This is a genomic window from Micromonospora sp. NPDC007220, from assembly GCF_040634035.1.
In the GTDB taxonomy this organism is placed as follows: Bacteria; Actinomycetota; Actinomycetes; order Mycobacteriales; family Micromonosporaceae; genus Micromonospora; species Micromonospora reichwaldensis.
Genome location: NZ_JBEYEU010000018.1, coordinates 39,352 through 61,028, shown reverse-complemented (window position 1 = coordinate 61,028; position 21,677 = coordinate 39,352). Strand labels below are relative to the sequence as shown.

The 21,677-nt window shown below is 72.8% G+C and carries 15 protein-coding genes; 4 read left to right on the top strand and 11 right to left on the bottom strand.

Features of this window, described 5'->3' with window-relative positions; genetic code table 11:
- Positions 1 to 26: 26 nt before the first annotated feature.
- From ABZ573_RS24740 to ABZ573_RS24730, 3 genes are all read left to right on the top strand, one after another.
- Positions 27 to 1,325, top strand: coding sequence for an SDR family oxidoreductase (locus tag ABZ573_RS24740; protein ID WP_151455470.1), 1,299 nt, complete (start codon positions 27 to 29; stop codon positions 1,323 to 1,325).
- A gap of 1,051 nt (positions 1,326 to 2,376) precedes the next feature.
- The gene (locus ABZ573_RS24735) at positions 2,377 to 3,528 is read left to right on the top strand and encodes a SagB/ThcOx family dehydrogenase (RefSeq protein ID WP_358121326.1); all 1,152 of its coding nucleotides are present in this window, start codon (positions 2,377 to 2,379) and stop codon (positions 3,526 to 3,528) included.
- A 136-nt stretch (positions 3,529 to 3,664) separates the two neighbouring features.
- Positions 3,665 to 4,939: an MFS transporter gene (locus ABZ573_RS24730; protein ID WP_192581455.1), complete on the top strand. Its 1,275-nt coding sequence runs from the start codon at positions 3,665 to 3,667 to the stop codon at positions 4,937 to 4,939.
- A gap of 74 nt (positions 4,940 to 5,013) precedes the next feature.
- Here the strand turns inward: ABZ573_RS24730 and ABZ573_RS24725 are convergent, their stop codons facing one another.
- The 3 genes from ABZ573_RS24725 to ABZ573_RS24715 all read right to left on the bottom strand — a co-directional run bounded on the left by ABZ573_RS24725 (position 5,014) and on the right by ABZ573_RS24715 (position 8,424).
- Positions 5,014 to 7,143, bottom strand: coding sequence for a cellulase family glycosylhydrolase (locus ABZ573_RS24725; protein WP_358121324.1), 2,130 nt, complete (start codon positions 7,141 to 7,143; stop codon positions 5,014 to 5,016).
- A gap of 179 nt (positions 7,144 to 7,322) precedes the next feature.
- The gene (locus ABZ573_RS24720; protein WP_358121322.1) at positions 7,323 to 7,829 is read right to left on the bottom strand and encodes a hypothetical protein; all 507 of its coding nucleotides are present in this window, start codon (positions 7,827 to 7,829) and stop codon (positions 7,323 to 7,325) included.
- A gap of 172 nt (positions 7,830 to 8,001) precedes the next feature.
- Positions 8,002 to 8,424 (bottom strand): ATP-binding protein, encoded by a 423-nt coding sequence (locus ABZ573_RS24715; RefSeq protein WP_151453871.1) that lies wholly within the window; start codon positions 8,422 to 8,424, stop codon positions 8,002 to 8,004.
- A 202-nt stretch (positions 8,425 to 8,626) separates the two neighbouring features.
- On the opposite strand from ABZ573_RS24715, the gene ABZ573_RS24710 reads away from it, so the two are divergent.
- Complete coding sequence (locus ABZ573_RS24710; RefSeq protein WP_151453870.1) at positions 8,627 to 8,992, top strand: STAS domain-containing protein; 366 nt, start codon at positions 8,627 to 8,629, stop codon at positions 8,990 to 8,992.
- Here the strand turns inward: ABZ573_RS24710 and ABZ573_RS24705 are convergent, their stop codons facing one another.
- The 8 genes from ABZ573_RS24705 to ABZ573_RS24670 all read right to left on the bottom strand — a co-directional run bounded on the left by ABZ573_RS24705 (position 8,993) and on the right by ABZ573_RS24670 (position 21,439).
- Positions 8,993 to 10,252, bottom strand: a complete 1,260-nt coding sequence (locus ABZ573_RS24705; RefSeq protein WP_358121319.1) for a PP2C family protein-serine/threonine phosphatase — start codon at positions 10,250 to 10,252, stop codon at positions 8,993 to 8,995. It lies immediately after the preceding gene.
- Between the two features lie 62 nt (positions 10,253 to 10,314).
- The gene (locus ABZ573_RS24700) at positions 10,315 to 10,782 is read right to left on the bottom strand and encodes an SRPBCC family protein (RefSeq protein ID WP_358121317.1); all 468 of its coding nucleotides are present in this window, start codon (positions 10,780 to 10,782) and stop codon (positions 10,315 to 10,317) included.
- 55 nt (positions 10,783 to 10,837) lie between these two features.
- The gene (locus tag ABZ573_RS24695; protein ID WP_358121315.1) at positions 10,838 to 12,043 is read right to left on the bottom strand and encodes a hypothetical protein; all 1,206 of its coding nucleotides are present in this window, start codon (positions 12,041 to 12,043) and stop codon (positions 10,838 to 10,840) included.
- 143 nt (positions 12,044 to 12,186) lie between these two features.
- Complete coding sequence (katG, locus tag ABZ573_RS24690; protein ID WP_151453866.1) at positions 12,187 to 14,463, bottom strand: catalase/peroxidase HPI; 2,277 nt, start codon at positions 14,461 to 14,463, stop codon at positions 12,187 to 12,189.
- A gap of 23 nt (positions 14,464 to 14,486) precedes the next feature.
- A complete protein-coding gene (locus ABZ573_RS24685) occupies positions 14,487 to 14,915 on the bottom strand; it encodes a Fur family transcriptional regulator (RefSeq protein ID WP_132240588.1) in 429 nt (142 codons plus the stop codon).
- A gap of 108 nt (positions 14,916 to 15,023) precedes the next feature.
- Positions 15,024 to 17,963 carry an AAA family ATPase gene (locus ABZ573_RS24680; RefSeq protein ID WP_358121312.1) on the bottom strand — a complete coding sequence of 980 codons (2,940 nt, stop codon included), beginning with the start codon at positions 17,961 to 17,963 and terminating at the stop codon, positions 15,024 to 15,026.
- 98 nt (positions 17,964 to 18,061) lie between these two features.
- Complete coding sequence (locus ABZ573_RS24675; protein ID WP_132240586.1) at positions 18,062 to 18,268, bottom strand: hypothetical protein; 207 nt, start codon at positions 18,266 to 18,268, stop codon at positions 18,062 to 18,064.
- 9 nt (positions 18,269 to 18,277) lie between these two features.
- Positions 18,278 to 21,439 carry a type 2 lanthipeptide synthetase LanM family protein gene (locus ABZ573_RS24670; RefSeq protein ID WP_358121310.1) on the bottom strand — a complete coding sequence of 1,054 codons (3,162 nt, stop codon included), beginning with the start codon at positions 21,437 to 21,439 and terminating at the stop codon, positions 18,278 to 18,280.
- Between the last annotated feature and the right edge of the window lie 238 nt (positions 21,440 to 21,677).

Sequence of the window (21,677 nt, the reverse complement as noted above, 5' to 3'; positions counted from 1 at the left end):
CCCACCCTTCGTGCAAAGGCGGATCGATGCACATTTTCCTGCGCCACAACAGCGACCGGATCGCGCTGTCGACAGGCAGCCCCAACCGGATCTCGCTCGGCTACTCGGAGGACCCGCGAGCGGTAGCGGGCCGTCTTCCCCGACGCGGCGCCGACGAGCCGAAGAACGTGCTCCTGCTGGGCGCGAACGGATACGTCGGCATGCACATGCTGCGTGAGCTCCTCGGCGACGCCCGGGTGGCGACGGTCTACGCCCTGGTGCGCCGCAAGGGCGACAAGTCCGGCGAGGACCGCATCGCCCGGCAGCTGCGCAAGTACAAGATGGAGCTGCCCGACACCGGGAAGCTGTCCGTCCTGGAGGGCAGCTACCTGGAGCCGGCGATGGGGCTCGACCCCGCCGCCCACCACGAACTGCTCACCGAGGTCGACGTGGTCATCGACGCCGCGGGGGCGACGACCCACGACTACCCCTACGCCCGGTACCGCGAGGAGAAGGTCCTGCCGACGCTCCGGCTCGCGGAGTTCTGCCTGCAGGAGCGGTTCAAGACGCTGCACGTCATCGGCTCGGTCGGCAGCGAGGTCTACCAGCAGCGGCGCGACTTCTACCGCAACAGCTTCTTCTACACCGGCTACAGCAGGATGAAGTGGGTCGTCAAGCACCTCAGCCTGCGGGCGAACCGTGACGGCGTGCCCATCCACATCTACCAGGCGCCGTTCGCGTTGGGCGGCGCGCCCACCGGGTTCAAGGACCCCGGCATGGAGTACTCGTTCTGGAACATGATCTCGCACATGCTCCAGCTGGGCCTGATCTGGGACTCGGAGGTCACCAGCCCGATCGTCGCCGGCGACGTGCTGGCCCGGTCGGTCGTGGACAACGCGTTGTCGGAAACGCCGCGGCCGATCAGCTACCCGGTGACTCCGGCGACCACCCGCGAGATCGCCGAGCGGTTCGACCTGAAGCTGGTGTCGTGGCAGGAGTTCCGGCGCGAACTGATGCGGCAGCACCGGTTCCGGCCCAGTCAGATCGACTGGTCGAAGCCGATCACCAGCATCAAGCGCGGCCGGCAGCAGTCCAAGTTCGTACGCTCGCTGTTCCCGCGGTCGTTCCACACGCTGCTGAGCAACATCCACCACGCCGCCGCCAACCCGACGGCCGTACGGCTCGACACCGACCTGCCGCCGATCGACGTCCTGGTCAACAACGCCAGGCGGATCCGCAAGCTCGGCAGGTACCTGCCCGAGGAGGCGGTGGCTCCCGTCGCCGTTGCCGCGCCGGTTCCCCCTCCGGCCCCCGCCGCCGAGCCGGTGGCCGTCGGGGCCGTCTGACCCTCCTCTCCTCGCGCGACAGCGACGCCGGCCGACCTGGTACCCGTGCCAGGTCGGCCGGCGTCGGCGTGTCGGCGGGCTGGCGGGCTGGCGGGCCGGCTAATCGGCCGCCCCTGAGGCTTTGACGCATCCGAATGCGTTGACCGGCCGCAGAGTCGCGGGCAGGAATGCCTGGAGACCAATGGCCAAAGGCCCGCCGAGGCGATACACCAGCACGCGCACGAATTCCCCACCCGCGACCCATCGGGAGGGAATCCTCACCGCCCGACGGCATTGCCTGTCCGGGGACACCCGATTAGCCCCAACGCCGCTGAGGAGCACCGGACCACCCGCCTGCGCGGCGGCGCGCCGAACCCGGCCAAGGGCCGGCCACCACCACCCGAGACGCCCGGCGAGCGCTCGCCAGCGGGTGCGGGGTCGGCCGGGACAAGGGCTCCACCTGCGCGAACGCCCGCGCCGAGCCGCTGGCCGGCACGCCAGCTCCCGGCACCCTGACCGCCGGCTCAGCCGCCCCGTCGTGGCGGCGACCAGGCACCCGGCGCCCCGGCCGCCGCCGGCCCTGGCGGTCGCCTCGCATCTCCATTGACTCTCGCTGTAAGACGGCCCGGGAAAGACCGCCGACCCCTTGGCAGGGGGTCGACGCATTCGCTACCTTCTCTATTGCCGCAAGCGGGAACGGATGAGGGGAGTTGTCATGACGGCGTACCGCTCGGGAAATGTCTCCGAATTTCTCTTTCGGGGTCCCGAACGCTCGCCGCAGTCGACTTTCCCGCCTCGTCCGCCCGACCGATCCGCATCCTGACTGCGTATCCGCGGCACCCAGGTTCCCCCGAACGCCCGTCCCGGATGCAGCGGGGACGGTCCCGTCCAGGGGTGCACCGAGCCCATCGCGCCGGAGAGGAGGTACAAGCCATGGCCTTCGACATCGTGATCGTCGAGACGAACGAAGTTGTGCTGAACCACGGCGCCGTCTGACGCGCCCGGTGCCGGACCCGCGTGCGGGTCCGGCACCACTCCGTCCGTCGTGCTTCGTCGTGGAAAGGGCACCGGAATGCGGGTACGTCGCCGCGACCAGCTCGTCTGCCGCTGGGACAGCGATGCGCTGATGGTCGCCCTGCCCGGTCAACGCCGGTGGTTGCGGGTCACCCCCGACCTGCTGAGCCTGTTGCAGCGGCTCGACGACTTCACCGACGTCGACGAGGTCGCCGCCCAGTTCGGGGGCGAGGCCGCCGACGCCGCCGTCCAGGCGGTCCACAAGCTCCGCGAGGCCGGCATCCTCGTCGCCGACACCGACGACGCCTGCACCCCGCCCGTCTGGCAGCACTGGGGGCCGATCGCGTCGCGCATGCACACCGAGGCCCGCGACGCCAACTACCTCGTGGATTCGCCGCAACGCGACGCCACCGCCGCGCAGATCGCCGCCGACGGCGCACCTCCGGCGCCGTTCAAGCGGTACCCGGACGCCCCGGCCGTGCACCTTCCCCGACGCGCCCTGCCGCTGCGTACGCCCGTGGAGGACGTCTTCGCCGCCCGGCGCACCCACCGCGCGTTCGCCGGCACCCCGGTCGGCATCGATGCGCTCGCCACCGTCCTGTCCTGCACGTTCGCGCCCCAGCGATTCCTCGACGGCGGCGCGTTCGGCCCGCAGCAGGGACGCATCAGCGCCTCCGCCGGTGGCCGGCACGAGGTCGAGTGCTACGTGGCCGTTTACGACGTCACCGGCGTCCCGGCCGGCCTCTACCACTACGCGCCCGAGGTGCACCGCCTCGAACTCCTCGACGCCACCGTCGACCGCGAGCGCATCGCCGCCCTGGCGTACGAACAGGAACCCTCCTACCAGGGGGCCTTCACCTGCCTCACCACCACCGTCGCCGCCCGCCTGTCCTGGAAGTACCGCCACCCCCGGGCCTACCGGCTGTGGATGTTCGACGCCGGCCACTACGGTCAGACCTTCGCGCTGACCTGCACGGCGCTCGGCCTGGCGCCGTTCCAGACCGTGGCGTTCCACGACAGCGGCGTCGAGGCGATGCTCGGCGTGGATCCCGACCACGAGTTCGCCACCTACCTGCTCTCCGCCGGCAATCCCGCACCCGACGACGGCACCGGTCCCACCGGGCCGGGGTATCCACCGCCGTTCCGCCTGGCCGCCAGCTCCCACCGGTCACCGGCCGACCCCGCCGCCGGCCCGGAGCAGCTCGGATGAGCCCGACCGGCCGCACCGGCGTCCCCATCGTGGCGCCCGGCACCGGCAGCCGCGGGGCCCCGCCCGGTCACGCGGCCGGCCCGGCGTCCGTCGTCGGCGTGCCGGCCACCGGCCACCGCCGGGCGCGCCGCACGCCATGAGCGCGCCCACCAGCCCCGCCACCGCCGCCGCGCAGAAGCTGAGTCAGCACCCGCGGTTCCTGCGGGTGTGGGCCAGCCAGTCCGCCGGGGCCGTCGCCGACCAGATCCTGCCGGTCGCGTTCGCGCTGTACGCCGTACAGCGCGGGGCCGGTGCCGGCACCATCGCCGTCATCCTCGCCGGCCGGGCGATCGCCCTGGTGGTCTGCCTGCTCGCCGGGGGCATCCTCGCCGACCGCGTCTCCCGGCCCCGGATCCTGTTCACCGCCGATCTGATGCGCACCGCCATCGTCCTCGGCACGCTGCTCGCCCTCGACGACCTGCCCCTGGCCGCGCTCGGCATCGTCACCGCGCTCTCCGGCGTGGCCGAGTCCCTGTCCCGGCCGGCCATGCGGTCGTTGATCCCGGCGCTGCTCCCCGCCGGCCTGCTGGAGCGCGGCAACGCCCTGATGTCCGCCGTGCAGCGCTCCGCGACCCTCCTCGGGGCGCTCGCCGGCGCCGCGATCGTGACCGCCATCGGCATCCACGCCGCGCTGGGCCTGGCGGCCCTGCTGTTCGCGACCGGCGCCCTCGCGGTGCTGGGCGTACGCGACGTCGCCGCCGGTGACCGGCCCCGGACCAGCGTCCTTGCCGACGCCGCGGCCGGCATCGCCACCGTCCGGCGCCGTCCCTGGGTCGCCGCCGTCATGGCTGCCGTCGCGGTCCAACTCTTCGCCGGCACCGCGCCCAGCCTGACGCTGCTCCCGCTGATCGCCGCGGACCGCCTCGGCGGCGAACTCGCCTACGGGCTCGTCCTCGCCGCTGCCGCCGCCGGCGCTCTCCCGGCCATCGCGCTGGCCGGCCGGTGGCGGCCCCGGCGGCCCGGCACGGTCAGCATGCTCGCCCTCACCACCTACGCCGCCCTGCCCGCCAGCCTCGCCTTCGCCCTGCCGCTACCGGTCACGGCGCTCTGCTTCGCCCTCGGCGGATTCGTCGTGGAGATCTACTTCATCTCCTGGCTCTCCGCCCTGCAACGCGAGATCCCCGCCGAGGTACTGGGCAAGACCCTTGCCCTGGATCAGCTCAGCGCGTTCGCCCTGCTGCCGGTCGGGTACGCCCTCACCGGGCCGGCGGTCGCGGCGTTCGGGATCCAGCCCACCCTCGTCGCGGCGGCCGCCCTGACCGCCGCGGCCAGCGCCGTCACGCTGCTGGTCCCCGGCGTCAGCACCTTCAGCGACCCCGCCCGGGCCCACGCCGCCGGTGCGCCGGCGGGCGGCGCGGACCGCAGCGGATGATCCCTTCGGGTACGCGGAACGGGCCGTGACCGCCTGGCGGCCACGGCCCGCTGCGCGTGGAGACCGCTGCCGGGTCAGCCCACCCGGGCCGCGGCGGCGGTGACGCCCGTGACGCCGCTGCCCGACTTCGTGACGTGGTAGGTGACGGTCGTGCCGCTCCAGAAGTGGAACGTCAGGGTCACCCGGGCGCCGTCGTTGACCTCCGCGAAGAAGGCCTCGGTCAGCGTGATGCGGTTGCCGGCGTAGTCGGGGGCGAAGGCCACGTCGAACTCCTTGAACGGCGTCCAGTTGTGCGGGCCGGCGTTGCTGCCGTCGGCGTACTTCGCCTCCAAGGTGGCGAGCTGGTCACCCCGGAACTGGGTCGGCACGGCGAACGAGGTGGTGCTCCCGGTCGCGTTCGACAGCACCGGCGGGTCGTACGTGATCACGTTGATCCGCCACGGGACCCCGGCGGAGAACCGCGCGTGCAGGGTGGCGTTCACGCCGTACGCCCGGCTGCCGACCAGCCGGGTCAGCGCGCTCGCGGTGAGCGTGAGCTGGCTGCCCGACACGGTGTAGTCGGTGCCCTGCGCCAGGGCGGTGCTGCCCTGGTACAGCCCCTGGATGGTGGTGCCGTTCAGGTTCAGCGCGAGCGTTTTGGCAGTGATCGAGCCGGTACGCGGCACGTACACCTGGTCGGCGAAGGCCGTGCCGGAGCGGGTGGTCCAGCTCGACTTGATCTGCGCGAACAGCTCCGCGTCCTTCCACTGGAACGTGAGCCGGTTGAAGTGCTGCCCGTTGTCCCAGAACTGGGTGGTGATCTTCCTGGTCTTCGCGTACCAGCCGAGGAACTCGAAGAACTTCAGCTTCTCGCCCTGCTGGATGGTGCCGGTGTGCCGGTCGAAGCCGAGCAGGCCGTACTCGCCGATCACCACCGGGATGCCCTTGGCGACGAAGGCGTTGTGCACCCGGTCGAAGGCGTCGGTCAGGTCCTTCTGGGTGGTGGCGTCGAACCGGGTGCCCCCGGCGACGTTCACGCTGAACGGCCAGTAGCCGTAGAAGTGCACGGTGGCGATCAGGTTGCGGTCGCCCAGCTGGGTGAAGGTGCTGGTCAGCTCGTCGATGCGGGCCTGGTCCGACGAGGTGTGCAGGGTGGGCAGGACGAGCATCCGGGTGGCGTTGTTGCCGCCGGAGGCCCGCACGATCCGGTGGAAGGACGTGTTCAGCTCGTGCAGCAGCTGGGCGTTCTGGGCGTCGCCGGAGCTGTTGGCGAACTGCGGCTCGTTGACGCTCTCGAAGTGCAGCCTCGGCGAGGCGTCCCGGAACGCGGCCGCGATCTGGGTCCACAGCGCGTTGTAGCGGTTGAGGACGGTGGTCCGGTCGGTCGGCATCGCGTTGATCCACTGCCACGAGTCGTGGTGGATGTTGATCATTACGTAGAAGCCGTCATCCAGGGCCCAGCCGACGACCTCCTTGATCCGGTTGAGCCACGCCGCGTCGATCGTGTACGCCGGCGCGGCCCCGTGGTGGTTGCTCCAGGTGACCGGGATCCGGATGCTGTTGAAGCCCTGCGCCCGGATGGCGTCCAGCTGCGCCTGGGTGACCCGCGGGTTGCCCCAGGCTGTCTCGTCGCTGCCGACCGCGTCGAAGGTGTTGCCGAGGTTCCAGCCGGGCTGCATCGCGGCCACGTAGGCCATCGGGTCACCGGTCGGCGGCGGGGTGGTGGGTGGCGGGGTGGTGGGTGGCGGGGTCGTCGGCGGGGCGGTGGTCGGCGGGGCGGAGGTGGGGCCGACGCCGCCGGTGCAGGTGACGCCGTTGAGGGCGAACGACGTGGGGGCGGTGTTCGCGCCCGACCAGGAGCCGTTGAAGCCGAAGGACACCGTGGCGTTGGTGCCGATGGCGGCGTTGTAGCCGACGTCGGTGGCGGTGACGTTGGCGCCAGCGGCGGTGACGTTGGCGTTCCACGCCGAGGTCACCTGCTGCCCGGAGGGGAACGTCCAGGTCAACCGCCAACCGTTGATCGGGTCACCGAGGTTGGTCACGGCCACGTTCGCGGTGAAGCCGCCGGGCCACTGGTTGGCCGAGTACGCCACCCGGCAGCCGGCCGCCGCGTGCGCGCTCACCGCGAACGTCAGGCCGAGGCTCACCAACAGCAGGGTGAGGGCGCCGGTGAACAGGCTCAGCCGCCATCGGGTTCTTCTCGTCGTGCCTCGCATCTCGGCCATGACGCTCCTCGCCTGGGTTGCCGCTGGGACGGGCTCGCGGCAGGCGCCACCACGAACGCGGCCGCACCCGATCGCGAACCGCAGATTAAGTTTGGATTCCAAACTTTGTCAATCGGCGTACCTCTATCTGGGCAAGGAGGCGCGGGACGGCCGGAGGTCCGACCGCCCCGCGCCGCGCCTCACTGGTTGCGGCGGTACACCTCGATGTACGCCGCGGAGCGGTACTGCTGCTTCACGTCCTCGGCCAGCACACCGATCCACAGCGGGCCGGTGCCGGTCTTCGAGCTGACCCTGGTGTGCGCCGGGTCCAGGGCGCCGGTGGGCAGGAACGCCGGCTGCTCCACCACGGCGGAGTGGTACGCGTCCGTGCCCCCCAGCCACCAGACCAGCACGTCCCTGGCCGCGACGTTGCGCGCGTTGTCGATCCGCCCGAGTGTCTGGTACTCGTCGGCCAGCACCTGCGGCAGGAAGTCGCCCCAGACGGTGTACCTGTGCGCCCCGAAAGTGCCCAGCGAGTAGCCGTGGCAGAAGAACCTCTGGTCACCGGTGACGGTGGGCGCCGCCCGCCACGCCTCCACGCGGGTGCCGAGATCGGTGCGTACGGAGAGGTTCATCCCGCTGACGTTGTTCGCCAGCGCGGGCTGGAGGAGGATCTGGTCGCCACTGGTCAGGTCGAACGGCTGCATGGGACTCCTCGGCACATGTGCGACGGATGTGAGCAGGGTTCGACCCTCGACCATCCGGTCACGCACGGCAAGCATGAGGTCACCAACCCGACCGGGGACGGGACGATCCGCGCGTGCCGGTCGGCGATGTCCCGGACGATCCGGCGGGGCCGTGGCCGGCCGTCGACGGCGGTCAGGCGACCGGCGACGTCCGTACGCCGGTGAGGTGTTTGGTGACGCGTAGCAGCACCTGGTCCGATGGCCCGGCGACGAAGGCGGCCGTGTCGGCCAGCGCGGTGATCAGGGGCAGTCCGCGACCACCGACGGTGAGCGGGGCGGGCAGTGCGGCGTCGAGCCCGGCGCCGTCGGGGATGCTGCCGCGGTTGCCGACCTCGAGCAGGCAGACGTCGTCGTCGATCACGATGGTGATGTCGACGCTGCTGTCGGCGTCCGCGTGCAGCACCGCGTTGGTGCACGCCTCGGTGATCAGCACGGCGAGGTGACCACGGGAGTCCTCGGCGGTGTCGGTGAGGCTCAGCAGGGTGGCGAGTACGTGCCGGGCGCGGGTCACCGAGGACGGTCGACGCGGGAGTGAGAACGTCGTGGTTACGCGCATCGCGCCGTTCCTCCTCCCCGCTGGGTGACCGCGCCGGACTACTGTGCCACAACTCGGGGCGGGACGCTTCCGCGGTGATCAGCACTACCCGGAGTTGCCGCGGTCAAACGGCCGGGCGTGTCGGCGCGACGCACGCCGGCCGGCGGCGGTCCGCACCCGGCAGCATAGGGTGAGCGGGGATCATCGGCGTGGGGAGGCTGTCGTGGCACTGCTGTTGTCGGTCCGGCCGGGCCGTGGTTGCACCGTGCTCGAGGTGCGCGGCGAGCTGGACCTGGCGACGTCCCCGCAGTTGCGTGAGGGTCTGCAACGGTTGGTCGACGCCGGTGACCGCCAGGTGGTGGTGGACCTGGCCGAGGTGGGGTTCATGGACTCCAGCGGGCTGGGCGCGCTGGTGGTGATGTTCAAGGCGTTGCGTGACGCCGGCGGTCGGCTCTGCCTCGCCGCGGTGCAGCCCGCCGTGCGGAGCGTCCTGACGGTCACGTCGGTGGACCGCGTGATCGACATCTACGACAGCGTGCAGGCGGCCGAGGCCGATCTGCCGTCCGGGCACGACGCGACGGGCCGGTAGTCAGTCGGGCAGCGCGCCGCTGGCACGTGCCTGGTCGGCGCCGGCGCTGGTGCTCCGGTCCTCGCTGTGCCCGCCGTGCCAGTCGAGGATGAACAGCGTGGCATCGTCGGCCAGAGTCGGCCCGCTGACCTCGAGCACGGCATCCGCCAACGCCCGGGCGGCCTCGCGCGGATGCAGCCCGGCGATCGACCGCAAGTGGGCCGGAAGGTCCAGGCTGGCGGCGTTGCGCTCCCGCATCCCGTCGGTGATCACCACCAGACGGTCGCCCGGTCGCAGCGTGACCTCGCCTGCGCCGTAACTGGCTTCGGCGAACATGCCGAGGGGGAAGTTGGCCGGTAGCGACAGCGCCCGGGTGTCCCCGTCGCGCACCAGCAGCGGCGGCACGTGCCCGGCGTTGAGCAGCGCGCACACCCCCGCGCGCAGGTCCAGACGGCCGAGGACCGCCGTGACGTAACTGCCGGGCACGCTGGCGTGAGCGGCCACGTCGGCGTTCGCAGCGTCGGCCTGCTCCACCAGACCAGCCCCGCGGCGGCGGCTGTTGCGCAGGCTGCCCACGCCCAGCGTGGCCGTCAGCGCACTGGCCACCCCGTGGCCCATCGCGTCGGTGACGCTGAAGTGCAGCACGTCGCGGGCGAGGCTGTAGTCGAAGGTGTCCCCGCCGATGCTGGCGGCGGGTTCGAGCCAGCCGGACAGGGTGAACGCGCTGGCCTCACACGTGAACGAGGCGGGCAGCAGGCGGCGCTGGATCTCCCCGGAGAGAGTGAACGGGGTCGTCCGTTGCCCCCACTCGAACAGGTCGGTGTACCGCCGGTTGGCGATCACCACGAACGCCAACACGTGCGCCGTGCGGGCGATCTCCTCCAGCGTTCGCGCATCGGGCTCGTCCGGCAGGACCATCTCGAGCAGGCCCATCGCCTCGCCGCGCTCGGTCACCGGGGCCAGCACGGTCCATCCGTCGGGCTGCGCGAGAACCTGCACCGCCTGGGCGCGCAGCGCCTGCTCGGCGGGGCCGCCGTCGAACGGCATCACCGTGGCGGCCTCGTCGCCGTCCCGGCGTCCCGCACCGGCGCCGTCGAGCGGCACGTGGGTCAACCGGACCAGCGCCCGGCCGCTGAGGTCCGCGATGAGGAACGCGATCGTACGTGCCCCCAGCGCCGCGCCGAGCCCTCGCGTGACCGCCTCCACCGCCTCGACCGGCGAGGCGTTCTCCGCAGCATCCAACAACATCTGAACCACGATCCGCCCTCGACTGCTCTCCACTGTCGGAGCCTACCGACCCGGCCGGTGAGCGCCGAGTACGGCGATCCTCCCCCGCGACGACCTCAGCCAGCCGCTTCGACGTACGACGCCAGGTTGGCCAGCGAGGAGGCGATCCCGGCCTCGTGGTCCGCCTGGTCGATACCGCGTGGTACGTCCGTGGCGGTGACGGTCACCTCGGTCCCCGCGCCGGTGGCCGCGAGGTGCCAGGTCATCGTCATGGTGCCCGCGTACGCCGGGTCGTCGGCCTCGAACACCGCCCGCTGCACCACGTGCTCGGATGGCACCAGGGCGGCGAACCCGACGTCGACGACATCCGTCGCGTCCGACGTCTTGCCGGGGCTGTCGGCGGCGTCGAGGTAGGTCAGGACCATCCGGAACCCGCCTCCGGGCCGGGGATCCCATCGCTCGATCCGCCCGCGCATGCCGTCCGGCGGCAGCCACGCCTCGAGCGCCTCCCGGTCGAGCAGGGCGCCGTAGACGGTCGCCGGTGGTGCCGCGATCACCCGGCTGGCGCGGTCGGTCCTTCCCATGACCCGATCCTAGGACCGGGCTCGCGCCGTGCCCATCCGCGTCGACCGCCCTGGGTCAGCTCAGCCTGGAACCGGTCAGCGTCGGGTTGCGGGCGCCGAGGAAGAAGATGCCGGGGTAGCCGCGCGTCTCGAAGCCGTTGCTCGGGTTGCGGCGCAGGGTGGAGTTCTCGATCCGCATGGTGCCGGTGCGGTCGTTGCTGACGAAGAAGACGGCCCCGCCGCCCTCGTTCGCCTCGTTGCCCTCGATGAGGGTGCCGGCGATCCGGACGGTGAACTCGTTGCCGTCGCAGTAGATCGCCCCGCCGCTGCCGCCGCCCGGTGTGCCGGGCCTGGCCGGGTTGGCCCCGGTGCCGACCGCCCGGTTGCCGCGCAGGACGCTGTTCAGCACCGCCCAGGTGACGCCGATGCTGCTCAGCGCGCCGCCGTTGGCGCAGACGCCGCCGTCGAACGTGCTGCCCACCACGTACACGGGCTTGTTCTCGTGCTGGCTGAGTACCCGGATGGCCGCGCCGCCCAGGTCGGGGCCGGTCCGGTCGCAGCGGTTGCGGACGAAGCGCGAGTTGACCACCTTGAACCGGCCGCCCCGGACGAAGATCGCCCCACCGCCGCCGCCCTCGGTGCGCTCGCCGGTGGAGTTGCCGTCGGCGAAGGTCAGGTTCTGCACGGTGAGCTGGGGGTGGTCCTGGTTCTGGCAGTGCGAGGTGGTCCAGCCCTGCGCGCTGTCGCAGGTGTTCATGTAGAGGATCCGCCGCTGCCCCTGGCCGCTGAGGGTGACCTTGCCGCCGCCGTCCAGCACCACCCTGGGACCGTTGGCGTTGCGGACCTTGGCGGTGGCCGTCATCTTGATCGTCACCGGTTGCGGCCCGCAGTCGAACGTGATGACGCCGCCGGCCGCGACCGCCTTCACCACCGCGGCCGAGGTGCAACTGGCGGCGGTGCCACTGCCGATCGTCCGGGTCGGCCTCGACGTGTCGACGACGCGCGCCTCCGCCGGCACGGCCGCGCCGCCGTCCGGGTTGCCGGCCTTCAGGGTCCCCGCCTTCGTCGCGCGCCCCGGGCTGGCGCTCGCGGAAGGTCCGCCGAGTCCGGAACGGGCCGTCGGGGCGGCCCCGGGGCTGCTCGCCTCGGCCCCACCGGCCGGCGTCGCCGCGGCTGGCGGGGCCGGCGGCGGGTCGCCGTCGGCGGCGGAGTTGCCGCAGGCGGGCAGGCCCGCCCCGGCGACGGACAGGACGAGTAGGGCGGCAAGCGACTTCACACGCACCCCGTGATGCTAGGGGCCGCCCGGCCTCCGCCGTCGACGGGACAGGGACCAGCGGTGCCGCCCGCCCGGTCACCGGACCCGACGGCGGACGAGCCCCGGTCGATCCACCAGCGATCGACCGGGGCTCGTCGTCCGGAGCCGGGTCAGACGAGGTCGAACCGGTCGAGTTCCATGACCTTGGTCCAGGCCGCGACGAAGTCGGCGACGAACTTGTCGCGCGCGTCCTGACTGGCGTAGACCTCGGCGAGGGCCCGCAGCTGGGAGTTGGAGCCGAAGATCAGGTCGACCGCGGTGGCGGTCCACTTCACCTCGTCGCTGGCCAGGTCCCGGATCTCGTAGACGTGCTCGGCGGACTCCGACGCCTTCCACCGGGTGCCCGGGGAGAGCAGGTTGGCGAAGAAGTCGTTGGTGAGCAGGCCGGGCCGGTCGGTGAGGACGCCGTGCCGAGTGCCGCCGGCGTTCGCCCCGAGGGAGCGCAGGCCGCCGACGAGGACGGTCATCTCGGGCGCGGTCAGGTTGAGCATGTAGGCGCGGTCGAGGAGCAGCACCTCCGGCTGGGTCTTCTCGCCGGCACGCAGGTAGTTGCGGAACCCGTCGGCGCGCGGCTCCAGCACCCGGAAGGACTCGACGTCGGTCTGCTCCTGGGTGGCGTCGGTGCGGCCCGGCCGGAACGGCACGGTCACCTCGACGCCGGCGTCGCGCGCCGCCTTCTCGACGGCCGCCGAGCCGGCCAGCACGATCAGGTCCGCGAGCGAGATCTTCGCGCCGCCGGCGGAGTTGAACTCCTGCCGGATGCCCTCGAGGGCCTCCAGGACCGTCGCGAGCTGCTCGGGCTGGTTGACCTCCCAGCCGCGCTGCGGCTCGAGACGGATCCGCGCGCCGTTGGCGCCGCCGCGCTTGTCGGTGGACCGGAAACTGGCGGCCGAGGCCCAGGCGGTGGAGACCAGCTGCGCGGTCGTCAGACCGGACTCGAGGACCTTCGCCTTGAGCGCGGCGACGTCGGCGTCGCCCACGAGCTCGTGGTCGACGGCCGGCACCGGGTCCTGCCACAGCTGGGCTTCCGGGACCCACGGCCCGAGGAAGCGCTCGACCGGCCCCATGTCGCGGTGCAGCAGCTTGTACCAGGCCTTGGCGAACGCCAGCGCGAACTCGTCGGGGTTCTCCAGGAAACGGCGCGAGATCTTCTCGTACGCCGGGTCGACGCGCAGCGACAGGTCGGTCGTGAGCATCGTCGGCTTGTGCTTCTTCGACGGGTCGTGGGCGTCCGGGATGATCGCCTCGGCGTCCTTGGCGACCCACTGCTTCGCGCCGCCGGGGCTCGTGGTCAGCTCCCACTCGTAGCCGAAGAGGATCTCGAAGAACCGGTTGCTCCACTGCGTCGGCACGTCGGTCCACGTCACCTCCAGGCCGCTGGTGATCGTGTCACCGCCCTTGCCGCTGCCGTAGGTGCTCAGCCAGCCCAGGCCCTGCGACTCCAGCGGGGCGCCCTCGGGCTCGGGGCCCACGTGGTCGTCGGCGACGCCGGCGCCGTGGGTCTTGCCGAAGGTGTGGCCGCCGGCGATGAGGGCGACGGTCTCCTCGTCGTTCATCGCCATCCGGGCGAAGGTCTCACGGATGAAGTGCGCCGCGGCGAGCGGGTCCGCGTTGCCGCGGGGGCCCTCCGGGTTGACGTAGATGAGCCCCATCTCGGTGGCCCCGACGCCGGTCACCATCTCCTTCTCGGAGGCGTAGCGCTCGTCACCGAGCCAGGTGTCCTCCGGGCCCCAGAAGATCTCCTCGGGCTCCCAGACGTCCTCCCGGCCGAAGGCGAAGCCGAAGGTCTTGAAGCCCATCGACTCCAGGGCGACGTTGCCGGCGAGCACGAGCAGGTCGGCCCACGAGATCTTCTGGCCGTACTTCTGCTTCACCGGCCACAGCAGCCGGCGGGCCTTGTCGAGGTTGGCGTTGTCCGGCCAGCTGTTGAGCGGGGCGAACCGCTGGCCACCGTCGCCGGCGCCGCCGCGGCCGTCCTCGATGCGGTAGGTGCCCGCGGCGTGCCAGCTCATCCGGATCATCAGGCCGCCGTAGTGGCCGAAGTCGGCCGGCCACCAGTCCTGCGAGGTGGTGAGGACCTTGACGATGTCCTGCTTGAGGGCCTCGACGTCGAGCTTGGCGAACTCCCTGGCGTAGCTGAAGTCCTCCCCCAGCGGGTTGCCCTTCGACGAGTGGGCGTGCAGCACCGAGAGGTCGAGCTGGTTGGGCCACCAGTCCCGGTTGGTGCGCGGACGGCCTCCGGTCTTCGGCGTCGGCGAGTCGATCGCCGGGTTCTCGCTCTCGCTGCCGTGCGCGGTCACGGAGTCGTGCGCGACCGGGCAACCGGCCGCCTCCTTCTTGTCCACGCCCTGCGCGCTGACGGGGCCATTGTCCTGGGTGTCGCTCATCTGCTTCCTTCCGGACTGGCGGTTCACTGAACGGTGCGTTCGGTCGCGCAGTCGGGGCAGGTGCCCCAGTAGACGACCTCCGCCTCGTCGACCACGAAGCCGCGGTCGTCGGAGGCGGTGAGACAGGGTGCATGGCCGACGGCGCACTCGACGTCGGCGATCGCGCCGCAGGAGCGGCACACGACATGGTGGTGGTTGTCGCCCACCCGGGACTCGTAGCGGGCGGTCGCCCCGGCGGGCTGGATGCGCCGCACCAGACCGGCGTCGGTGAGCGCGCGCAGCACGTCGTAGACCGCCTGGTGGGAGACCGTGGGCTGGTCCGCCCGCACCAGGGCGATCACCGTGTCGGTGTCGACGTGCGGGTGGTCACGCAGCGCTCTGAGCACCGCCAACCGGGGCCGCGTCACGCGCAACGAGACCGCCCGCAGCTGGGTCTCGAAGTCGGGCGTCACGTGTCGAACATAGTCCAGTATTTTGGAACGGATCAAGTTTTTCTGAGGTTCAACCCGCGCACCTCCGACCGACGCGGCCCCGGCCGCCCGGCGGGCGGTCGGGGCCGTTCACCGACTGCTCCCGGAGCGGCTGTCGGGCCGCAGCAGCTCGTCCACGCTGTCGCGCAGCGTCCTGCGGTTCGCGTGTCCGGTCTTGAGCAGCAGGCTGGCGACGTGCTTCTCGACCGTACGTGGCGAGAGGTGCAGCAGCGAGGCCAGATCCTGGTTGTCGTGGCCCTTCGCGAGCAGCACGAGCACCTCGTGCTCGCGGACGGTCACCCCGACGGCGCGCAGCCGGGCCGGGATGCGGTCGTGACCGGAGCGCCGCTGCCCGAGCGACGCGCCGGCCTGACGGAGCAGGCCCCGGCAGGCCCCGGCGATCACCGGCGCGTCGACGTTGTGGAAGTGGTCCTCCGCCGCCCTCAGCCAGGCGACGGGCTCGCCCCACCCGTCGGCGAGCGCGGCCTCGGCGACCAGACGCAACCCCAGGTGGTACGACATGCGGTACGGCGCCGCGGCCTCCAGGGCCAACGCGACCTCCGTGGCGGCCCGCTCGCGCTGCCCCGCGCGCCCGTACACCACCGCCTTCGCCAGGTGCAGGAACTGCCGGTTCCAGCGCAGGGTCGCGCCCGGGGCCAGCGCCACCGCCTCCATGCCGGTGCGGTCCAGCGACCCGGCCAGCGCGTCGAGCAGCGGTCGCAGTCCGAAGCGGCCCGTCATGTAGTAGGTGTTCGGGTGGTCGTCCTCCCACGCGCGGGCCAGGTCGAGGGCCCGGATCGCCGCCGGCCGGTCCTCCTCCAGCAGTGCGCAGACGGCCTCGCAGAAGCCGTAGGCGAGGGGAACGTGCCCGGACTCTCCCCCACCGACCGCCCGGAACTCCTCCAGCCGCTGCTCCATCAGTCGCCGTCGTCCCCGGTGGGCGGCGGAGGCGGCGGCCGTCACCAGCGCGAACTGCTGGTCGTCGATGTTGCGCAGCCGGGCGGTCGCCGCGGCGCACCGGGCGGCGAGCTCGTCCCCCGTCGGGTAGTCGCCCTGCATCACGGCCCGGATCGCGTACACGCCCTCGATGCTCTGCCCGATCATGATGGCGCCGGACAGCTGCGCGGCCTGCTCCGCCTGGCGCAGCAGGGTCTGCTCGCCGGTGCGCATGCTCTGGTTGACCCCGAGCCGGAACAGCGCGTTGATGCGCCACAGGGGCAGGCGGTGTTCCTCGGCCATCGCCAGCATCCTGGTCAGGTAGGACTCCGCCTCGTCGAAGCTCCGGCTCCGGGCGATCATGGCCAGGAGTTGCAGCGCCTGGCACGCCGTCTCCGCCATCGGCACCCGTTCGGCCACCGCCAGGGCCTGGAGCACGAGCTGCTCGGCCTGCGTGGTCCGGCCGCAGCCGTCACCGTCGCCGAAGATCAGGTGCGCCTCGACCACGTCCACCCGGGCCGCCGGCCCCGGCGGCGGGTTGCTGCCGAGGACCGCCCGGGCGATGCGCACCTGGGACGCGCCGTCGGCCCACCGCCCGGTCGTGACCGCGACCCAGGCGAGCCGGGTCCGGATGCTGACGTGCTGCTCGACGCCGAGGGTCACGGCGTTCACCCAGGTCGCGTCGTTGACCAGGGCGAACGCCCGGTTCGCGTGGCCGGCTTCGGCCAGGGCGTTGAGCAGCGACTCGAGAATGCCGGCGCGCGCCTCGGGGTCGGGCGGGTCGGACATCAGCTGGTACGCGCGGTCGAGCAGGGTGACGGCCGACGTGGTGGCGCCGTCGCCGAGTGCCCGCCGGCCCGCCTCCGCGAACAACAGGCCCGCGGCGTGGTTGTCCCCGGCGGTCTGCCTGAGTTCGGCCGCGAGCTGGCACCAGTGTCCGGGCAGCCCGGCGTACGCCGACTCCAGCGCGTCGGCGGCGCGTTTGGCCAGCGCGGACCGTTCGGCGGGGGTGAGCGTGGCCAGGATCGCGTCGGCGGTCAGCGCGTGGCGGAAGGAGTACCAGTCGGGCGTCGACCGGTCGGGCATGACGACCTCGACGTCCACGCCGGAGCGCAGATGGCTCAGCATGGCCCGCTCCTCGAGACCGGTCGCCGCCCGCAGCGCAGCCACGGGGAAGCGCCGGCCCAGCACCGCGGCGGTGTGCAGCAGTGTCCGCGCCTGCGGATCGAGGCCGGCCAGCCGGCGGGTCACGCTGAGCGTGACGGTGTTCGGCAACGCGATGGCCGGGTCGTCGGTGAACCGCCAGCCGTCGCCGTCGCGGACCAGTGCGCGCGCGCCGATCATGCTGTTCAGCAGTTCCTCGGCGACGAACGGGTTGCCCTCGCTGTCGCGTACCAGCCGGTCGGTCAGCTCGGCGGGCAGGGCGTCGGTGTTGAGGCAGGCGGCGGCGAGCTGGTGGACCTCCTGGTCGGACAGGGGGTGGAGTTCGACGACGGTCGCGGAGCGACGCACAGCCGCGGCCCAGGCCAGCTCGGTCGCGGGGCCGCTGCCCGGCCGCATGGTGGCCACCATCAGGATGGGCAGGTCGGCGAGGTTGTCGACCAGGTACTCCACGACGGCGTGGGTCTCGGCGTCGGCGTCGTGGATGTCCTCGAGGATGAGGACGCAGCCCCGGCCCCCGGCCACGGCGGTGACGAGCCGCAGGACCGCCTCGGCCAGTTCGACGATCGAGGCCACCCGTTCCGGCACCGCGGGGTCCCGCCACTCGGGGACGAGTCGGGCGAGGGCCGGGCGGTAGGGCGCCAGCTCGGTGTTGTCCGGCAGCCGGCCCGTGCGCGACAGCGCGAAGATCGCCTCGGTCAGCGGGCGGAACGGGACGATGGGGCCGGTGGAGCTGCTACGGCCCCGTAGCAGCTCCATACCGGCCTCCGCCGCCGCGTGCGCGCAGTGTTCCGCGAGCCGGGTCTTGCCGATCCCCGCCTCGCCGATCAGGAAGATCGTGCCGCCGGACGAGGACCGCGTGGCCGTCAGTCGAGCGTTGACGGCGCGGATTTCGGCATCACGTCCGATCACCACCGGCGAGGAGAAGCGCATGCCCGCAGGCTAACGTGAGCGGCACCCGCGTTACCGCGTCGAACACGGGCGCCCGCTGTCGATGAAACGACACGGGAAGGTGCCGCTCCCGGTCGAACTCACTCCGACGAGTGACCGCCAGTACCACCGGTGTCGATGATGGCCGCGATGGCGGGCGCGGCGATCATCAGGCCGGTCAGGATGCCCGACCGCCTCCCGACGTGCCACAGGAAGCTGAACTTGATGTCGCCCGCCGGGTGAGTGTCGGCCGGCTCGGGTTCCTCGGCCGCCCCCGCCGGTCGAGGAACAGTCAGGTCGTTCCGCATATCTTCCCCCTATCTGGTTCTCGACACCACGTCGGATGTCGTCGGCTCGGCATGCAGCAGCAGTGCCGAGGGCACTCGATCGGCGAAGCCGATACGGAGCAGTCCGTGGCCGATCCCGGCCAGGCCGTCCAGCAGGCCGGGGACGCTCACGCCGCCGGCGGCACCGCATCTCGGGCCGGCCTGGTCCAGCGCGGCGACCAGTTGTCCGGCCTGGTCGGAGCGGACGCTGGCGGCGGCCCGGCGACCGCGCGCGGCGGCGACCGACAGCATCTCCTGCCTGCCCAGCTCCCCGTGGCAGAGGCTGTGGTCGTCGACCAGCCCCGATCTCGACACGGCGGTCGCCGCGCGGTCCACGAAGGCGGCCAGCGCCGGGTCTGCCAGCAGCCGGCCCTGGTCGGCGATGGCGACCGCGATTCCGGGCACGCCGTGGCACCACGAGTGCGCCGACGGGTCCGGGACCGGGCCGGTGGCGGCACGGGCCAGCATCGCGCTGCCGGCCTCGGCGTACCGCTCGTCGCCCTCCGCCTGCGCGAACCGCAGCAGGGCCCAGCCGATCCCGGCCGTACCGGTGGCGAAGCCGGGCTGCGCGGGCAGCGTGGGGACTGCCGCCAGCAGCCGCTTGGCGCAGTCGCGGGCCGTCTCGGCGGCGAGCGGCAGGCCGGTCAGCTCGTTGACGGCGAGCATCGCGGCGAGACAGCCGGCCAGCCCGTCGAGCACGCCCGGGTTGGGGTCCGTCGCGGCGGCGATCGCCGCGAGGCGTACCGCCGGTTCGACGGAGTCGCCGAGCGCGTCGTCCCGGAGCAGGTCGGCGAGCCGGGCCGCCGCGTAGGCGATCCCCCCGAGGCCGGTGAACCCGCCGCTGCCGACCGTGTCCGCCAGGTACGGCCGGGCCTGCATCGCGGTGAGCAGCACGGGAAGTTGGCGCACCGCCCTGCGGGCGGCCTCGGCGTAGCGGTCGACGTCCGTCAGCCGGGCCAGTTCGGCCAGGAAGAGGGCGGTGCCCGGGTATCCGTTTCCCAGCCCCGCGCCCAGCGGCATGATCGTGCTGTGCCCGCCGTCCACCGGTTCGAGGCCGAGCCAGTTGGCGAACACGCCGTCGTCGTAGGCGTCCGAGATGATCTTGTCGGCGATGCCGCAGGCGACCGTGAGCAGCCTGCCCGGGTCCGGTGCCGTGGCCTCCCACCGGACGGGGGCCGGCTCCGCGCACTCGTGGCGTGCCCCGCCGAGTCGGCCGGCGAGCGCGGCCCGGACGATCCACTCCTGGTCGCGTTGGTCGACCGCGCCCATGGCGGCGATCCTGCGCAGCGCGGTCGTCAGCACCGGCTCGTCGAGCACGTCGACGAATCCGACGCCGTCGCCCCCGGCCAGGTCGCGGTCGTCCGGGCGGCAGGTGAACAGGGGGACGTCGCCGTCCCAGAGCTGTTCGATCTCGCGGGACACCAGTCGGTTGCGTACCGGGTCGTCCACCGAGGCCGCCCAGAGCAGGTCGAAGATCTGGTCTCGGTCGAGCGCGTCGCGCAGCACGTCGGGATGGGTGGACTCGCTCAGCAGCACGGTGTAGGTCCGCGTCGACCGGGCGATGACCCGCAGCTCGTCGGCGGTGAACCGCCGGAGCAGGCCGTCCGGGCCGGTCAGGTCGCCGGCCCGCCGGGCGATGGCGCGGTACCCGGCGCGGAAGCCGGCGAGCAGCTCGCCCGTGTACCCGGCGGCGTCGGCCGGGACGCCGTCCAGCGTCGGGCGGTTCTCGGCCGCCCGCACGGGCGCGGCACCACGTACCAGGTGCATCGTGTCGGTGCCGGCAGCGGCCCACTCGACGACCTCCCGGAGCTGCTGCGCGCCGGGGTCGCCGCCCAGGCCGGAGATGTCCAGCAGGCCGCGTTCGCCGATGAGCGGCTGCGGCAGCAGGGCGGTGCGGTACACCGACGTCCGCAGCGCCCGGGCGGCGGGATCGGGCGCGGCGGTCGGCACGGGCAGGTCGGGGTGCAGCAGCGTCTCGACATCGACGAGGACGGGCTGGTCGGCGCAGGCGATCAGGTTCTCGTGGTGGATGTCCGTCATGCCCAGCAGGTACAGCAGCGCGAGCAGCACCCCCTGCCGGCGGTAGAACGCGCCCACCTGGGCGGCGTCGGAGCAGGCGGCACGATCGACGACCTCGATCCACCCGTAGCCACCGCGGGCGAGCACGGTCAACCTGCGCAGCTCCAGCTCCGGCAGCAACCCGTTGAGCCAGTCCAGGACCTCGTTGAAGTGCACGTGGACGGCGACCGAGCGCGGCCGGTAGACCACCCGGGCGCCGGAGGCGAAGCGCAGGAGCGCCACCGCCCGCCCGTGCCCGTGCGAGTCTCCCGCCACGTCGACTCCGACCAGCGGGCCCGGATCGTGGCCGTCGAACAACCGCCGGAGGATCTCCGCCCGGTCCGCGACGAACCGGTCGAGCAGCTCGGCCGCCGCCTCGACGGCGTGCCGACAGGCGGTCGCCAGGATCCGCGCCAGCACGGGATAGTCCGTCATCACCCGCGTCAGCCGCTCGCGCTGGGCGAGGTCGGCCACGAAGGCGGCGAACCGGTGCTCGGGCGTGGGACCCGCCAGCCGGCCGGCGGCGCGGGCGACGTTGAGTTCCAGGACGAAGGTACGCGACGCCATCGAGACCAGCCGGGCGCGGAGCGCGTCGGCGAACCCGGCGTACACGGCGGCGAGGTCCACCACCGCGGGCGTCCCGGGAGCCCGTACCCGCTGCCGCAGGTCGGCGCAGGCGGCCGCGACGAACGGCGCCAGCACGCCGGCGAACGCGTCGGACCACGGGGTGCCCGGGGTCGGCTGGGAGGCGCCGTCGGGGGCGAGGCCGAGCGCCCGCTCGGTGTACTCGGCCCAGCCCGGCGCCGCCGACCCGGCCGCCAGCGCCGCCGGCGGTCGGTCGAGGAGAGCCAGGAACTGCCCCTCGGTGATCCTCAGGGCCGCCAGGCGGTGCGCGAACTGCCCCGTCGTCCCCAGCTCGTACGCCGAACGCCAGTCCTGCAACCGCCGCACGGCGTGCTCGGACCCGGGGTCGGCGACGACGGACCCGCCGTCGTCGGCTGCCCGTACCCGTTCGGCCAGCGTGAGGCCGGGCGCCCACCAGGCGTCGCCCGCACCGCCCACCGCCGCCGCAATTCGCGTCCCCGATCTCTCCACGCCGATATCGTGCCGGCGGCCCGCAGGGGGTCACATGGGTAACCGGTACCCATATTTGGGCGGCGCCGGCGCACCGCCGGTGACCTGGGACGATCCGCCACGCGGCACCCTCGGCCATGCCGCCGACGGCCCAGCCGCGCCGCACCCGGCTGTCCAGGTGGCCCACCAGCACCCCGTCCCGAGGGCGACCGGCTCGCCGGGGCTCCCGCCGCCGCCGTCGTCGTCGGGGGCCGTGCTG

Bases quoted from the DNA above. Each gene is read 5' to 3' on its own strand.
- ABZ573_RS24740 (WP_151455470.1), top strand. From the start codon at position 27: ATGCACATTTTCCTGCGCCACAACAGCGACCGGATCGCGCTGTCGACA.
- ABZ573_RS24735 (WP_358121326.1), top strand. From the start codon at position 2,377: ATGCGGGTACGTCGCCGCGACCAGCTCGTCTGCCGCTGGGACAGCGAT.
- ABZ573_RS24730 (WP_192581455.1), top strand. From the start codon at position 3,665: ATGAGCGCGCCCACCAGCCCCGCCACCGCCGCCGCGCAGAAGCTGAGT.
- ABZ573_RS24725 (WP_358121324.1), bottom strand. From the start codon at position 7,143: ATGGCCGAGATGCGAGGCACGACGAGAAGAACCCGATGGCGGCTGAGC.
- ABZ573_RS24720 (WP_358121322.1), bottom strand. From the start codon at position 7,829: ATGCAGCCGTTCGACCTGACCAGTGGCGACCAGATCCTCCTCCAGCCC.
- ABZ573_RS24715 (WP_151453871.1), bottom strand. From the start codon at position 8,424: ATGCGCGTAACCACGACGTTCTCACTCCCGCGTCGACCGTCCTCGGTG.
- ABZ573_RS24700 (WP_358121317.1), bottom strand. From the start codon at position 10,782: ATGGGAAGGACCGACCGCGCCAGCCGGGTGATCGCGGCACCACCGGCG.
- katG (WP_151453866.1), bottom strand. From the start codon at position 14,463: ATGAGCGACACCCAGGACAATGGCCCCGTCAGCGCGCAGGGCGTGGAC.
- ABZ573_RS24680 (WP_358121312.1), bottom strand. From the start codon at position 17,963: ATGCGCTTCTCCTCGCCGGTGGTGATCGGACGTGATGCCGAAATCCGC.
- ABZ573_RS24675 (WP_132240586.1), bottom strand. From the start codon at position 18,268: ATGCGGAACGACCTGACTGTTCCTCGACCGGCGGGGGCGGCCGAGGAA.